This is a genomic window from Burkholderia sp. BE12, from assembly GCF_002959955.1.
Lineage (GTDB): Bacteria > Pseudomonadota > Gammaproteobacteria > Burkholderiales > Burkholderiaceae > Burkholderia.
On record NZ_PREY01000001.1, the window covers coordinates 228,953 to 246,299 of the forward strand.

The following is a 17,347-nucleotide window of genomic DNA, read 5'->3' on the forward strand; positions in this document are numbered from 1 at the left end:
GTCACAGTCTCCCGGCAGGCTCAAGCGCGTGAGCCGCATCGTGAATCGCGGCGCGAATGCGCTGGTAGGTCGCGCAACGGCACAGGTTGCCGGCCATCGCGCGATCGATGTCGGCATCGGTCGGCGCCTTGTTGCCGCGCAGCAGGCCGGCCGCACTCATCATCTGGCCGCTCTGGCAGTAGCCGCATTGCGCGACGTCGTGCCGGATCCATGCGTCGAGGACGGCCTTGCCGACCGCATCGTCGGCGAGATGTTCGGATGTCGTGACGTGCGCGCTTCCGACCGCCGACAACGCAAGCGTGCAGCTTCGGGCCGGCCGGCCGTCGACATGAACGGTGCAGGCGCCGCAGTCGCCGGTGCCGCATCCGAACTTGGTGCCGGTCAGCCCGAGGTTGTCGCGCAGCACCCAGAGCACCGGTGTCGACGGATCGGCGTCGATCTCGGCCGGCCGGTTGTTGATGTTCAACGTCACCATCGTGAAGTTCTCCCTTGGACACCTCGTTATCGCCCGAGAAACAGGAAAGGCAATGCGGCGAATCTGAACCAATTAAAGCAGATTCGCTAAAAAGTCTGCACCGGGGAATTCGAGTTTTTTGCCTTTCTTAATGATTTTCCCGGTTTATTTAAAGAGAATCATTTTCATCTCGCGCGACCAATGGATTAATGTGAATGAAAGAATATTGAGTTTTGCCAAAAAAATACCCGTTCGATGGAAAACGTTTGCGACTCGGGCCTATATTTGACTCGCGATCGCGCCGGGAGACAGGCGGATCGGGCGGCAGGCACTAACGAATCGGTATGCGGGGCAACAGGAGCGCGGTTGTCCGACGGGATCGGGCGGCGTTTGATTGTGGGGCGGGAAGTCCCGTACGGGCAGGGTTTCGGCATGGATGCGTTGTTGGCCTGTATGGATGGATGTGCGATGAGCTGTGCTCGTCGAGGCAACGTTTACGGTGTCGTGAAAACAACTATTATTGATTAGTGGAAAATTTACCGGGTAATGAAGGGGGTTAAAAGTAAAATATGCCGATTCAATAATTCTCGTCGATTCGTTCTTGTTTGTTTTTAATCCAGCCAGCCGCTTCGGATTGGTGACGGGACGGTGTTTTTCCGGAAAACATCGAATAACGCATTCCGGTATTTATCTCAGGCCATTTTAATTCGCCGAGTGAATGCCCGGTGTCGTCGATTCTCTTATGGGAAGGTGTGATTATGCGTATGCGCATGGGCTCGAACAAAAAGCGCGCGGAAGCACGTCCGAAATTCCTCGTCCCGACCGGCATGCTGGTCGCGCTGGTCGGCGCCGGGATCGTCCCCGTCGACGCACTGGCTGCCTGCACCGGAACGACGACCGTCAGTTGTACCGGAGCCAGCACGTCCTATTCGAACGGCACGAACAATCTCAACCTGACCGTCCAGTCCGGCGCGACCGTTTCCGTGGTGCCGTTGATCGGCGGCACGGCGCTGTCGCTGACGGGCAGCGGCGTCACGCTGACCAACAACGGCACGATCGACCCCGCGTTGTCCGGGTTGAGCATCGTGTCGAACGGCACGGTGGTCGGCAATATCGCGTCGGCGAGCACCGTCAACGTCACGAACGCCAGCTCGGGCGTGATGATGGGGTCGACGAGCTCGCTGCTCAACGGGCCGGCGTTGACGGTATACAACGGCACCGGCGGCACGACGAACATCACGAATGCCGGCACGATCGGTACGACCGGCCTGCTCGGCTTCGGCGCGGGGCCCACCGCGCAGGTCGTGACCACGTCGGGCGGCGCGCAGGCCAACTTCACCAACGCGAGCGGCGGCACGATCAACGGTTCGGTGGTGCTCGCGCCCAGCGGGACGCCGGGCACGGGCAACACGTTCACCAACGCCGGCACCGTCACGGGCAACGTGTCGCTGGGCGCGGCCTTGGGCACGTCGAACACGTTCAATGCGCTGACCGGATCGTCGGTCGGGCTCGGCGTCGATGCCGGGCTGGGCGGCAACAACACGCTCAACCTGCAACTGAACACGGCCGCCGGCGGCGCGACGAACGGCGCCATTGCGGTCGATACGTACGGCAATTTCAACAACCTCGCCGTGCAGGGCGGCACGTGGGACATCACCGGCGCATCGACCGCGACGAACGCGTCGCTGACCGGCGGCACCGCGATCGTCCACGGCGCCGGTGCGTTGGGCACCGGCACGATCGTCGGCGGCGGCGGCACGCTCGAGGCCGGCGCGGCCGGCGTGAACCTGCTCAACAACGTGACGCTGACCGGCGGCCTGACGGTGGACGGCGCGACCGGGCTCGCGTTGTCGGGGGCGATCGCCGGCGGCGGCCCGCTGAACGTGAGCGGCACCGGCGCGCTGACGCTGAACGGCGCCAATTCGTTCACGGGAGGAACGAATCTGACGGGGGGCGGCGGGCTCATCGTCGGCACCGGCACGGCGCTCGGCACGGGCGCGCTGAACGTGAGCGGCGCGGGCGGCACGCTCGGCACCAGCGTCGGCGGCACGCTGCTCGGCAACGCGGTGAATCTCGATACCGGCGTGACGTTGGGCCTGAACGGTTCGGCCGACCTCGGTCTGGGCGGTACGATCGCAGGCACTGGCAGTCTCGCGCAAACCGGCACGGGGACGACGACGCTGTTGGGCGCGAACACGTTCTCGGGCGGCACGGCGCTGAGCGGCGGCGGGCTGATCGCCGGCAACGGCGCGGCATTGGGCACGGGGGCGCTGAACGTGGCCGGCACGGGCGGCACGCTCGCGACGAACGTCGGCGGAACGCTGCTCGGCAATGCGGTGAATCTCGACGCAGGGGCCACGCTGGGCCTGAACGGCGCGGCCGACCTGAGCCTCGGCGGCACGATCGCCGGTAACGGCGGCCTCGCGCAAAGCGGCACGGGCACGACGACGCTGCTCGGCGTGAACACGTTCTCGGGCGGCACCGCACTGAGCGGCGGCGGGTTGATCGCCGGCAATGGCGCGGCGCTCGGCACGGGCGCGTTGAACGTATCCGGCGCGGGCGGCACGCTCGCGACGAGCGTCGGCGGCACGCTGCTCGGCAACGCAGTCAACCTGGGCGCGGGCGCGACGCTGGGCCTGAACGGCGCGGCCGACCTGAGCCTGGGCGGTGCGATCGGCGGGAACGGCAGCCTGGCGCAATCCGGTGCCGGCACGACGACGCTGCTCGGCGCGAACACGTTTACGGGCGGCACGGCGCTGAGCGGAGGCGGACTGATCGCCGGCAACGGCGCGGCATTGGGCACGGGGGCGCTGAACGTGGTCGGCGCGGGCGGCACGCTCGCGACGAACGTCGGCGGCACCGTGCTCGGCAATGCGGTCAACCTGAGCGCGGGCGCCACGCTCGGCCTGAACGGCGCGGCCGATCTCGGCCTGAGCGGCGCGATCTCGGGCGCGGGCGCCCTGGCGCTCGGCGGCACCGGCGCCACGACGTTGTCCGGCGCGAACACGTTCACGGGCGGCGCGAGCCTGACGGGTGGCGGCAGCCTGATCGTCGGTGGCAACTCGGCGCTCGGCGTGGGCGGCGCATTGACCGTGAGCGGCCTCGGCGGTTCGCTGAGCACCGATCTGGCCGCCGGCGCAGCGCTCACGAACGGGATCGACCTGAACGGCGCGTCGCTGACGCTGAACGGCGCGAACGACCTCGGCCTGAGCGGCTCGATTGGCGGCACCGGCGGTCTCGTGCTGAGCGGCACGGGGACGACGACGCTGTCCGGCGCGAACACCTTCGGCGGCGGCACGACCCTGAGCGCCGGCACGCTGCTCGCCGGCAGCAATACGGCGCTGGGCAGCGGCGCGCTGAACGTCGCCGGCGCGGGCGGTGCGCTCGGCGCGAGCGTGAACGGCACGACGCTGGGCAACGCGGTGAACCTCGGCGCGGGCGCGACGCTCGCGTTGACCGGCGCGAACGATCTCGGCCTGAACGGCGTGATCGCCGGTACCGGCGGGCTCGCGCAAACCGGTTCGGGCATCACGACGTTGACCGGCGCGAACACGTTCTCGGGCGGTACGACGCTGAGCGGCGGCGGAATCCTCGCCGGCAACGGCGCGGCGCTGGGCACGGGTGCGCTGAGCGTGACCGGCGCGGGCGGCTCGCTCGGCACGACCGTCGGCGGCACGGTGCTCGGCAATGCGATCCAGCTCGGCGCGGGCGCGGCACTGACGGTTGGCGGTGCGAACGACCTCGGGCTGGGCGGGATCATTTCCGGCGCGGGCGGCCTGTCCGTGAGCGGTCCGGGGACGACGACGCTCACCGCGGCCGAGACGTTTACCGGCGGCACCACGATCGGCAGCGGCACGCTCGCGATCGGCGCGGGCGGCAGCCTCGCCGCGTCGAGCCCCGTCAACCTGACGGGCGCCGGTGCGCAGTTCAACATCACCGGTGCGACCACGCCGCAGTCGATCGGCACGCTGTCGGGTGTCGCGGGTTCGACGATCGATCTCGGTTCGAACAACCTGACGCTGGCAGGCAGCGGCAGCGGCGTCTTCGCCGGCAACATCGGCGGTGCGGGCGGGCTGACGCTTTCCGGCACCGGCACCGAAACGCTGACCGGCAACAACACCTATGCGGGCGGCACGGCGCTGACGGGCGGCAGCCTGGTCGTCGGCAGCGGCGCGGCGCTCGGCCTCGGCGCGCTCGACGTCAACGGCTCGGCTTCGCTCGGCGCGAGCGTGCCGGGCGTGACGCTCGGCAACGCGGTCAATCTCGGTGCCGGCGTCACGCTGGGGCTGAACGGCGCGAACGATCTCGGCCTGAGCGGCACGATCGCCGGCAACGGCAGCCTCGCGCAAACCGGCACCGGCACGACGACGCTGCTCGGTGCGAACACGTACACGGGCGGCACGACGTTGAGCGCCGGCGGGCTCATCGCCGGCAACGGCGCGGCGCTCGGCACCGGTGCGCTGAACGTGAGCGGCGCGGGCGGCACGCTCGCCACGAACGTCGCCGGTACCTTGCTCGGCAACGCGGTGAACCTCGGCGCCGGCGCGACGCTCGGCCTGAACGGCACGGCCGATCTGAGCCTGGGCGGCGTGATTGCCGGCGACGGCGGGCTTGCGCAAACCGGCAGCGGCACGACGACGCTGCTCGGTACGAACACGTACACGGGCGGCACGACGCTCGCCGGCGGCGGGCTCGTCGCGGGCAACGGCGCGGCGCTCGGCACGGGCGCGTTGAACGTTACCGGCGCGGGCGGCTCGCTCGGTACGAGCGTCGGCGGCACTGTGCTCGGCAATGCGGTGAATCTTGGCTCGGGCGCGACGTTGACGGTCGGCGGCGCAAACAACCTGGGCCTGGGCGGCGCGATTTCGGGCGGCGGCAACCTCGCGGTGAGCGGCCCGTCGATCACGACGCTCACGGGGGCGGGCAGCTACACCGGCAACACGACGATCGGCAACGGCAGCACGCTCGCGGTGGGCGCGGGCGGCAGCCTGTCCGGCGGCAGTTTGTTCGATCTGGCCGGCGCGGGCGCGACGCTCGACCTGAGCGCGGCCACGTCGCCGCAGACGACGGGCGGGCTGGTCGGCACGGCCGGCTCGGCGGTGAATCTCGGCGGCAATACGCTGACGCTCGGCGGCTCCGGTAACGGCACGTTCGGCGGCACGATCGGCGGCGCGGGCGGGCTGACGATGGCCGGCACCGGCACGGAGACGCTGACCGGCGCGAACACCTATATCGGCGGCACGACGATCAACAGCGGCACGCTGGCGCTCGGCGCGGGCGGCAGCCTGGCAGCAAGCGGCGCCGTGAATCTCGGCGGGGCCGGCGCGACGTTCGACCTGAGCGGCGCGGCGCTGCCGCAGGCGATCGGCACGCTGTCGGGTGTGACCGGTTCGACGGTGAACCTCGGCGGCAATGGCCTGATACTCGGTGGTGCAGGCAGCGGCACGTACGACGGCACGATCGCGGGGGCCGGTGGCAGCCTGACGCTGTCGGGTACGGGCACCGAAACGCTGAACGGGACCAACACGTACACGGGCGGCACGAACCTGACCGGCGGCGGCACGCTGCTTGCCGGCAACGGTGCGGCGCTCGGCACCGGCGCGCTGAACACGAGCGGCGCAGGCGGCACGCTGGCCGCGAGCGTCGCCGGCACGACGCTGAACAATGCCGTGAATCTCGGCACCGGTTCGGCGCTGACGCTCGGCGGCACGAACGATCTCGGCCTCGGCGGCGTCATCGCCGGCGGCGGTAGTCTCGCGCAGGTCGGCAGCGGCACGACCGCGCTCACCGGTGCGAACACCTACACGGGCGGCACGACGCTGAGTGCCGGCGGCCTGTCGGTCGGCAGCAACACGGCGCTCGGCACGGGCGCACTCAGCGTCACCGGCAGCGGCGGCGCGCTCAGCGCGAGCACGGCGAACCTGCTGCTGGCGAACGCCGTCGATCTGGGCGCCGGCTCAGCACTGAATCTCGGCGGCGCGTTCGACTTCGGCCTGAGCGGCATGATTTCCGGCGCGGGCGGCGTGGTGCAGTCCGGCTCGGGCACGACCACGCTCGGCGGCGCGAACACCTATGGCGGCGGGACGACGTTGAGCAGCGGCGGACTGAGCGTGGGCAGCAATACGGCGCTCGGTTCCGGCGCATTGAACGTGACCGGCAACGGCACGCTGAACGCGAGCGTGAGCGGCACGACGCTCGGCAACGCGGTCACGCTCGGCGCGGGCGCGACGCTCGGGCTGAACGGCGCGAACGATCTCGGCCTGAGCGGCACGATTTCCGGCAGCGGCGGCCTGGCGCAGACCGGTGCGGGCACCACGACGCTCACCGGCACGAACACCTACGGCGGCGGCACGACGTTGAGCGGCGGCGGGCTCATCGCCGGCAACGGCAGCGCACTGGGTTCCGGCGCGCTGAACGTGACGGGCGCGGGCGGCTCGCTCGGCACGAGCGTGGGCGGCACGACGCTCGGCAATACAGTCAATCTTGGCGCGGGATCGACGCTGACGGTTGGCGGTACGAACGATCTCGGGCTGGGCGGCGGGATCTCGGGCAGCGGCGGTCTGTCGGTCAGCGGCCCGTCGACGACGACGCTCACGGGAACCAACACCTACACCGGCAATACGACGATCGGCGGCGGCAGCACGCTGGCGGTCGGCGCGGGCGGCAGCCTGTCGTCGGGCAGCGCGCTCGATCTCGCCGGCACGGGCGCGACCCTCGACATCAGCGCGGCGACCGTGCCGCAAACGAGCGGGATGCTGTCCGGCGTGGCGGGCACGAACGTGAATCTCGGCGGCAACACGCTGACGCTGGCCGGCGCCGGCAACGGCAGCTATGCGGGGACGATCGGCGGCACCGGCGGGCTGACGATGGCCGGCACGGGGACGGAAACGCTGACCGGAACCAATACGTACACGGGGGCGACGACGATCGACAGCGGCACGCTGGCGATCGGCGCGGGCGGCAGCCTGTCCGCGAGCAGCCCGGTGAATCTCGCCGGCGCGGGCGCGACCTTCGACGTCAGCGGCGCGACCACGCCGCAGACGACGGGCACGCTGTCGGGCGTGGCCGGTTCGACGGTGAACCTCGGCGGCAACAACCTGACGCTCGGCGGGTCGGGCAGCGGCACGTATGACGGCACGATCGCGGGCGCGGGCGGCAGCCTCACGCTGTCGGGCACCGGTACCGAAACGCTGACCGGCAACAACACCTATACGGGCGGTACGAGTCTCACCGGCGGCGGCACGTTGATCGCGGGCAGCGGCTCGGCGCTCGGCACGGGTGCGCTGAACACGAGCGGCGCAGGCGGCACGCTCGGTACGAGCGTGGCCGGCACGACGCTGACCAACTCGATCAACCTGGGTTCGGGCTCGACGCTGACGGTCGGCGGCGCGAACAACCTGGGCCTCGGCGGCGCGATCTCGGGAAGCGGCAACCTCGCGGTGAACGGCCCGTCGACCACGACGCTCACCGGCGCGAGCACGTACACCGGCAACACGACGATCGGCGGCGGCAGCACGCTGGCGGTCGGTGCGGGCGGCAGCCTGTCGTCGGGCAGCGCGATCGATCTGGCCGGTGCAGGCTCGACGCTGGACGTGAGCGCGGCCACGTCGCCGCAGACGACCGGCACGTTGTCCGGCGCAGCGGGTTCCGCGGTGAATCTCGGCGGCAACACGCTGACGCTCGGCGGGTCGGGCAGCGGCACGTTCGGCGGGACGGTCGGCGGCACGGGCGGATTGACGCTGTCGGGCACCGGCACGGAAACCTTGACCGGGACCAACACGTACACCGGCGCGACGACGATCAACAGCGGCACGCTGGCGATCGGCGCGGGCGGCAGCCTGTCCGGCAGCAGCCCCGTCAATCTGGCCGGTGCGGGCGCAACGTTCGACGTCAGCGGCGCGACCACGCCGCAGACGACCGGTACGCTGTCGGGCGTCGCAGGTTCGACGGTGAACCTCGGCGGCAACAACCTGACGCTCGGTGGCACGGGCAACGGCACGTATGGCGGCACGATCGCGGGCGCGGGCGGCAGCCTCACGTTGTCGGGCACGGGTACCGAAACGCTGACCGGCAACAACACGTACACGGGCGGCACGACCCTGAGCGGCGGCGGCACGTTGATCGCGGGCAGCGGTTCGGCGCTCGGCACGGGTGCGCTGAACACGAGCGGCGCGGGCGGTACGCTGGCCGCGAGCACGCCCGGCACGACGCTCGGCAACGCGGTGAACCTCGGCAGCGGTTCGACGCTGACGGTCGGGGGTACGAACGATCTCGGCCTCGGCGGTGCGATCAGCGGCAGCGGCAACCTCGCGGTGAATGGTCCGTCGACGACGACGCTGTCGGGCGCGAACACCTACACCGGCAGCACGACGATCGGCGGCGGCAGCACGCTGGCGGTCGGCGCGGGCGGCAACCTGTCGTCGGGCAGCGCGATCGACCTGTCCGGCACCGGCGCCACGCTCGACCTGAGCGCGGCCACGTCGCCGCAGACGAGCGGCGCGCTGTCCGGCGGCACGGGCACGAACGTCAACCTGGGCGGCAATACGCTCACGCTCGGCGGCGCAGGCAGCGGCACGTACGGGGGCGTGATCGGCGGCACGGGCGGGTTGACGCTGTCGGGCACCGGCACCGAAACGTTGACCGGGACCAACACGTACACCGGCGCGACGACGATCAACAGCGGCACGCTGGCGATCGGCGGCAACGGCAGCCTGTCGTCGAGCAGCCCGGTCAGCCTCACGGCGTCCGGCGCGACGCTCGACCTCAGCGGCGCCGCGTCGCCGCAATCGACCGGCGCGATCTCGGGCGTGGCCGGATCGACGGTGAACCTGGGCAACAACAACCTGACGCTCGGCGGGTCGGCCAGCGGCACCTACGCGGGCAACATCGCCGGCACGGGCGGCGTGACGATGTCGGGCACCGGCACCGAAACGCTGACGGGCAGCAATAGCTACACCGGCGCCACGACGATCAACAGCGGCACGCTGGCGATCGGCGCGGGCGGCAGCCTGTCGGGGACGACGCCGGTGAGCCTGACGGGTGCGGGCGCAACCTTCGACCTGAGCGGCGCGACCACGCCGCAGACGACGGGCACGCTGTCGGGCGTGGCCGGTTCGACGGTGAATCTCGGCGGCAACAACCTGGCGCTCGGCGGCACGGGCAGCGGCACGTACGACGGCACGATCGCGGGCGCGGGCGGCAGCCTCACGCTGGCGGGCACGGGTACCGAAACGTTGACGGGCAACAACACCTATACGGGCGGTACGAGCCTCACCGGCGGCGGCACGTTGATCGCGGGCAACGGTTCGGCACTGGGCACGGGTACGCTGAACACGAGCGGCGCGGGCGGCACGCTCGGCACCAGCGTGGCCGGCACGACGCTCGGCAACGCGGTGAATCTCGGTGCAGGTTCGACGCTGACGGTCGGCGGCGCGAACAACCTGGGCCTGGGTGGCGCGATCTCGGGCAGCGGCAATCTGGCGGTGAGTGGCCCGTCGACGACGACGCTCACCGGCGCGAGCACGTACACCGGCAGCACGACGATCGGCAACGGCAGCACGTTGGCCATCGGCGCGGGCGGCAGCCTGTCGTCGGGCAGCGCGGTCGATCTGGCCGGTGCGGGCTCGACGCTGGACGTGAGCGCGGCCACGTCGCCGCAGTCGACGGGAGCATTGGCGGGCGTCGCGGGTTCGACGGTGAACCTCGGCGGTAACGCGCTGACACTCGGCGGGTCGGGCAGCGGCACGTTCGGCGGTACGATCGCCGGCACGGGCGGCAGCCTGACGCTGGCGGGTACCGGTACCGAAACGTTGACCGGTCCGAACACGTACACGGGCGGCACGAACCTGGCGGGCGGCGGCACGCTGCTCGCCGGCAACGGTTCGGCGCTCGGCACAGGTGCGCTGAACACCAGCGGCGCAGGCGGCACGCTCGGCACGAGTGTGGCCGGCACGACGCTGACCAACGCGGTCAACCTGGGTTCGGGCTCGACGCTGACGGTCGGCGGCGCGAACAACCTGGGCCTCGGCGGCGCGATCTCGGGCAGCGGCAATCTGGCTGTGAACGGTCCGTCGACGACGACCCTCAGCGGCACCAGCTCGTACACGGGCAACACGACGATCGGCAACGGCAGCACGCTGGCGGTCGGCGCGGGCGGCAGCCTGTCGTCGGGTAGCGCGGTGGATCTGGCGGGCAGCGGTGCGACGCTCGACCTGAGTGCCGCGACGACGCCGCAGACCACCGGCGCGCTGTCCGGCGTATCGGGTTCGGCGGTGAATCTCGGCGGCAACACGCTGACGCTCGGCGGATCGGGCAGCGGCACGTTCGGCGGGACGGTCGGCGGCACGGGCGGATTGACGTTGTCGGGCACCGGTACTGAAACGCTGACGGGCAACAACACGTACACCGGCGCGACGACGATCAACAGCGGCACGCTGGCGATCGGCGCGGGAGGCAGCCTGTCCGGCAGCAGCCCGCTGAGCCTGACCGGTGCGGGCGCAACGTTCGACGTCAGCGGCGCGACGACGCCGCAAACGACGAACGCGCTGTCGGGCGTCGCGGGTTCGACGGTGAACCTCGGCGGCAACACGCTGACGCTTGGCGGGTCGGGCAGCGGCACGTACGGCGGCACCATCGCCGGCACGGGCGGCAGCCTCACGCTGGCCGGCACGGGCACCGAAACGCTGACCGGGCCGAACACGTACACGGGCGGCACGAACCTGACCGGCGGCGGCACGCTGGTCGCGGGCAGCAACACGGCGCTCGGCACCGGCACGCTGAACACCGGCGGCGCGGGCGGCACGCTGGCCGCGGGCACGCCGGGTACGACGCTCGCCAACGCGGTGAACCTCGGCACGGGATCGACGCTGACGGTGGGCGGTGCGAACGACCTCGGTCTGAGCGGCCCGATCTCCGGCAGCGGCGCGCTCGCGCTCGGCGGCCCGGCGACGACGACGCTTTCCGGCGCCAACACGTACACGGGCGGCACCAGCGTCACGGGCGGCGGCACGCTGGTCGCCGGCACGCCGACCGCACTCGGCAGCGGCACGCTGAGTGTCGGCGGCAACGGCGGCACGCTCGGGACCAGCGTGCCCGGCACGACGCTCGGCAACGCCGTGAATCTCGGCACGGGTTCGACGCTGACGGTGGGCGGCGCCAACAACCTCGGCCTGAGCGGCGCGATCTCGGGCGGCGGCAACCTGGCGGTGAGCGGTCCGTCGACGACGACCCTCAGCGGCGCGAACTCGTACACGGGCGGCACGACGATCGGCAACGGCAGCACGCTGGCGGTCGGCGGCAACGGCGGCCTGTCGGCCGGCAGCGCACTGACGCTGGCCGGCAACGGCGCGACGCTCGACGTCAGCGGCACGACGACGCCGCAGACGGCCAGCGCGCTGTCGGGCGCGGCCGGTTCGACCGTGAATCTCGGCGGCAACACGCTGACCGTGGCCGGCCCGGCGGGCGGTTCGTTCGGCGGCACGATCGCGGGCACCGGCGGCTTCGCGATGCAGGGCGGCGGCACGCAGACGCTGACCGGCGCCAACACGTATACCGGCGGCACGACGATCGGCAGCGGCAGCACGCTCGCGCTCGCCGGCGCAGGCAGCCTCGCGTCGACGAGCCCGATGATTCTCGCGGGCAGCGGCGCGACGCTGAACCTGACGGCCGCGGCCGCACCGCAGTCGATCGGCACGCTGTCGGGTACGACGGGCTCGAACGTGAACCTCGGCGCGACGCCGCTGACGGTCAATACCGCGGGCACCAGCTCGTTCGCGGGCACGCTGTCGGGTACCGGCCCGCTGACGCTGGCCGGCACGGGCGCGCAGGTGTTGAGCGGCACGAACACGTTGTCCGGGCCGACGACCGTGACCGGCGGCACGCTCGCCGTGACCGGTTCGCTGGCCAGCTCGCCGGTGACCGTCGGTAGCGGCGCGACCGTCACCGGGACGGGCACGATCGGCGGCCTGGTCGTGTCGGGTGGCGGCACCGCATCGGTTCTCCAGCTCGGGCAGCCGCTGAAGGTCGCGGGCAACGCGACCTTCCAGCCGGGCTCGACGCTGCAGGTCGGCGCCACGCCGCAACAGAGCGGCGGCCTCGACGTGACCGGCTCCGCCACGCTCAACGGTGGGTCGGTCCAGGTCGTCGCGGCGGCCGGGCAATACCAGCCGGGCAAGCTCTACACCATCGTGAATGCCGGCGCGGGCGTGCAAGGGCAGTTCAGCGCGGTGAACTCGACGTATGCGTTCCTCACGCCGACGCTCACGTACGACCCGGCGCGGGTGCTGATGTCGCTGGCCCCGAACGGCACGCCGTTCGCGTCGGTTGCGACGACGCCCGACGGGCAAGCGGTGGCGGGCGCGGTCGGCACGCTCGGCGCAGGCAACCCGCTGTTCGATACGGTGCTGACCTCGGATGCGCCGACCGCCAACCGTGCGTTCACGCAACTGGCCGGCGACCTGTATCCGAGCACGCGCAGCGTGCTGCTGTCGGATAGCCGCTACGTGCGTGACGCGGTGCTCGATCGCGCGCGGCTCGGTTCGCAGCCGGGCGGGGCGCTGTGCGGATGCGAGGCGCCGGTGTCGGCGGACGATCACTCGGCGGCGCTCGACCGGCGCATGGCCGCGGAGAACGGCTGCACGCCGGCCAAGTCGTTCAAGCCCGCGGTGTGGGGCCGGCTGTACGGTTCGCATAGCCGGTTCGACGGCGACGGCGTCGCTTCGATCGATCGCAACCTGTACGGCTTCGTCGTCGGTACGGATGCGGAAGTCAGCAGCCACTGGCGCGTCGGTATCGCGGGCGGCGCGTCGCGCAGCCAGCTCAATACCGACCAGAACGAGTCGGCGAAGGTCAACGGCGAGACGATCGCGCTGTACGCCAGCGGCCGATACGACGCGTGGAACGTGCGCGGTGGCGTGTCGCAGTCGTGGTACCGCGTGCATAGCGAGCGCAATCCGTCGTTCGGCGGCTTCTCCGATCACGATACCGCGAGCTACGACGCGAACGCGACGCAGGTGTTCACGGAGATCGGCTACTCGACGGCCATTCGCAACGTCGAGCTCGAACCGTTCGTCGGGCTCGCGTTCGCGAGCCTGCACACCGGCGGCTTCAAGGAGAACGGCGGCGCGGCTGCGCTGCAGGGCGATTCCGACACGACGGGCCTCGGCTTCTCGACCGTCGGCGTGCGGGCCTCGACCGACCTCGCGGTCACGACGAAGGGCAAGGTCACGGCGTTCGGCACGGTCGGCTGGCGCCACGCGTTCGGCAATACGCAGCCGGCGTCGAGGCTGTCGTTCGCGAGCGGCGGATCGCCGTTCAGCGTGGTCGGCGTGCCGGTCGCGCGCGACGCCGCGGTGCTCGAGGTTGGTGTCGATGCGGCCGTCACGAAGAATCTGTCGCTCGGCCTGTCGTACAGCGGCCAGCTCGGCGGCAACATCGGCGATCACGCGCTGTACGGCAATCTGTTGTGGAAGTTCTAAAGGGAGGCGGGGGCCGCTCGCGATGGAGGGGGGCGTCGTGAGCGGTCGATCGTTGTTGGTCGTCGATCGATGGTTTGATAGTTCGATGATGGTTGGTTTTCAGATTCGCATTGAAGACGTTTCGTGATGCGAATCAATTTTCATGAAGTGCGCCGCTTGGTGTTTGGTATCCCGTTGCATCGGCCTGTTTGAACCTGTTTCAACGCTTTGCCGTATCGGGCAATCCGCGAACGATTCGCGCCGCCTTCGGGCGATGGGGTCCACGCGTCATCGCTCGAGCTGTTCCGCGGTTGTCCAACCGAAATGAGGTTATTCATGAAAACGAAAATGAACGCGAAATTGACAGGCATCGCCTTGTCGGTCGGGGTTTTGTTCAGCCTGGCCGCCACGGCGTCCCAGGCGGGGGTCGTGACTGCCGTGCCGGGAAGTCTCAGCAATACCGACGGCGTCATCATCGAAGGCGCATCGCCGGCGCCCGACGGGCTCATCGGCACCGTGACGGGATGGGGGAATGGGGCGGTGACGGTCGGCAGCCCGAATGCAGGCGGTATCTCGATCGGGATGGCCGGGTCGGGGACGGGAACCGCGGCGATCGATATCGGTAGCGGATTGCTCGAGCCGGTCGCGGGTGCGGCCGGCACGGTGACGGGGGCGTTGGGTGGCATCGGCGGGAGTGGCGGTGCGACGGGTGGTCTTGGCGGTGTCGTTGGCACGGTGACCGGTGCACTGGGCGGTCTTGGTGGAAGCGGTGGTGCGACGGGTGGTTTGGGTGGTGTCGTCGGGACGGTGGGCAACGCGGCCAGCGGTGCGGTCGGTGCTGTGACGGGTGCCTTGGGTGGTGTGGGCGGCGGCGGTGCGACTGGTGGTCTCGGTGGTGTCGTTGGCACGGTGACCGGTGCGCTGGGTGGTCTTGGTGGAAGCGGTGGTGCGACGGGTGGCTTGGGCGGTGTCGTCGGGACGGTGGCGAACACGGCAACTGGCGCGGTCGGTACGGTAACGGGTGCTTTGGGTGGTGTTGGCGATCCGACCGGTGGGCTTGGTGGCGTCGTTGGCACGGTAACCGGTGCACTGGGTGGCATCGGTGGCGGCAATCCGACGGGCGGCCTCGGTGGTGTTGTCGGGACGGTGGCGAACACGGCAACTGGCGCGGTCGGCGCTGTGACGGGTGCCTTGGGTGGTGTTGGCGATCCGACCGGGGGTCTCGGTGGTGTCGTTGGCACGGTAACCGGTGCACTGGGCGGCATCGGTGGCGGCGGGACCGGTGGTCTCGGCGGTGTTGTCGGCACGGTAGCGAATACGGCGACGGGTGCAGTCGGAACGTTGACTGGCACGCTGGGTGGCGTCGGCGGTGGGACCGGTGGTCTCGGCGGTGTTGTCGGCACGGTAGCGAATACGGCGACGGGTGCAGTCGGAACGGTGACTGGCGCGCTGGGTGGCGTCGGCGGTGGGACCGGTGGTCTCGGCGGCGTTGTCGGCGCGGTAGCGAATACGGCGACGGGCGCAGTCGGAACGCTGACTGGCGCGCTGGGCGGCGTTGGTGGCGGGACCGGTGGTCTCGGTGGCGTCGTTGGAACGGTGGGCAACGCGGCAAGCGGCGCAGTCGGTACGGTGACAGGTGCCTTGGGTGGTGTCGGCGATCCGACAGGCGGTCTTGGTGGTGTGGTCGGTACGGTAATCGGTGCACTGGGTGGCATCGGCGGTGGCAATCCGACTGGCGATCTCGGCGGTGTTGTCGGCACGGTAGCGAATACGGCCACGGGTGCAGTCGGAACCCTGACTGGCGCGCTGGGTGGCGTCGGCGGTGGGACCGGTGGTCTCGGTGGTGTTGTTGGAACGGTGGGCAACGCGGCAAGCGGTGCAGTCGGTACGGTGACGGGTGCCTTGGGTGGTGTCGGCGATCCGACTGGTGGGCTTGGTGGTGTGGTCGGTACGGTAACCGGTGCGCTGGGTGGCATCGGTGGCGGCGGGACCGGCGGCCTCGGCGGCGTTGTCGGCACGGTAGCGAATACGGCGACGGGTGCAGTCGGAACGCTGACTGGCGCGCTGGGCGGCGTGGGCGGTGGGACCGGTGGTCTCGGTGGTGTTGTTGGAACGGTGGGCAACGCGGCAAGCGGCGCGGTCGGTACGGTGACGGGTGCCTTGGGTGGTGTCGGCGATCCGACCGGCGGGCTTGGTGGCGTGGTTGGCACGGTAACCGGTGCACTGGGTGGCATCGGTGGCGGCGGGACCGGCGGCCTCGGCGGTGTTGTCGGCACGGTAGCGAACACGGCCACGGGTGCAGTCGGAACGTTGACTGGCGCGCTGGGCGGTGTTGGTGGCGGGACCGGTGGTCTCGGTGGCGTCGTTGGAGCGGTGGGCAACGCGGCAAGCGGCGCGGTCGGTACGGTGACAGGTGCCTTGGGTGGTGTCGGCGATCCGACTAGCGGGCTTGGTGGCGTGGTTGGTACGGTAACCGGTGCGCTGGGTGGCATCGGTGGTGGCGGGACCGGTGGTCTCGGCGGCGTCGTTGGCGCGGTCGGCAACACGGCAACGGGCGCAGTCGGAACGTTGACCGGCGCAGTGGGCGGTGCCGGCGGTGCGACCGGTGGTCTCGGCGGCATTGTGGGCACGGTCGGCAACACGGCAACCGGTGCAGTCGGAACGCTGACCGGCGCAGTGGGCGGTGCCGGCGGTGCGACCGGCGGCCTCGGTGACATCGTAGGCACGGTCGCCAATACCGGCACGGGCGTCGTCAACGCCGTCACCGGAGTCGCCGGCAACGGCGGCGCGCTGATCACGCCGATCACGAGCATCGTCGGCAATCTCGGCGGTTCGCTGCCGGTCGGCGCAGCGACTGGTGCGATTGGCGCAATGTCCGGCGCGGTAACCGGCATCGCCGGCACCGGCACGGCGGCAATCACGCCGATCGCATCGACCGTCACGTCGTTGATCGGATCCGCCACGGGCGGCGCCGGCAACGTCGTCGGCTCGGGAACCGGCGTCCTCTCCGGCGCAACCGGCGCGGCGGGCTCGCTCGCGACGGTCACCACAGGCCTGGCGGGCTCGCTCGCGCACACCGTAACCAGTACCACCGGCGCGGTCGCCGCGACCCTGCCGGCATTGAGTGTCGCGCTCAACGGCGGCACGGCGGCCGGCGCAGTCGGCGGTGTGACGAACGCCGCCGGGGCGCTCATCTCCGGTGGCGCGACGGTCGCCAACGCGGCGGTGCAATCGGTCGGTTCGGCCGTCGGTGCGGTGGCCGGCGTCGTTCCCGCGCTGGCGGTTTCGCTGAACGGCAATTCCGCGCAAGGCGGAGGCAGTTCGTCGGGCGGTCTGCTGGCACCCGTGACGTCGCTCGTCACTTCGCTCACCGTCCCGGTGATCAAGAAGTAGGCGACGTCGATATCGCGGCCGCCGCATGCTCCGGGCGACCGCGAAT

3 protein-coding genes are annotated in these 17,347 nt (G+C 70.7%); 2 read left to right on the plus strand and 1 reads right to left on the minus strand.

Features of this window, described 5'->3' with window-relative positions; translation table 11 throughout:
- Nucleotide 1 precedes the first annotated feature (1 nt).
- Nucleotides 2-475: a (2Fe-2S)-binding protein gene (locus C4B30_RS01120; RefSeq protein ID WP_027786546.1), complete on the minus strand. Its 474-nt coding sequence runs from the start codon at nucleotides 473-475 to the stop codon at nucleotides 2-4.
- Between the two features lie 737 nt (nucleotides 476-1,212).
- Between C4B30_RS01120 and C4B30_RS01125 the strand changes: the two genes are divergently transcribed.
- Both C4B30_RS01125 and C4B30_RS01130 read left to right on the plus strand, forming a co-directional pair.
- Nucleotides 1,213-13,929, plus strand: a complete 12,717-nt coding sequence (locus tag C4B30_RS01125) for an autotransporter-associated beta strand repeat-containing protein (protein WP_105131570.1) — start codon at nucleotides 1,213-1,215, stop codon at nucleotides 13,927-13,929.
- Nucleotides 13,930-14,244: 315 nt separating this feature from the next.
- Nucleotides 14,245-17,301: a beta strand repeat-containing protein gene (locus C4B30_RS01130; RefSeq protein WP_105131577.1), complete on the plus strand. Its 3,057-nt coding sequence runs from the start codon at nucleotides 14,245-14,247 to the stop codon at nucleotides 17,299-17,301.
- Nucleotides 17,302-17,347: the final 46 nt, after the last annotated feature.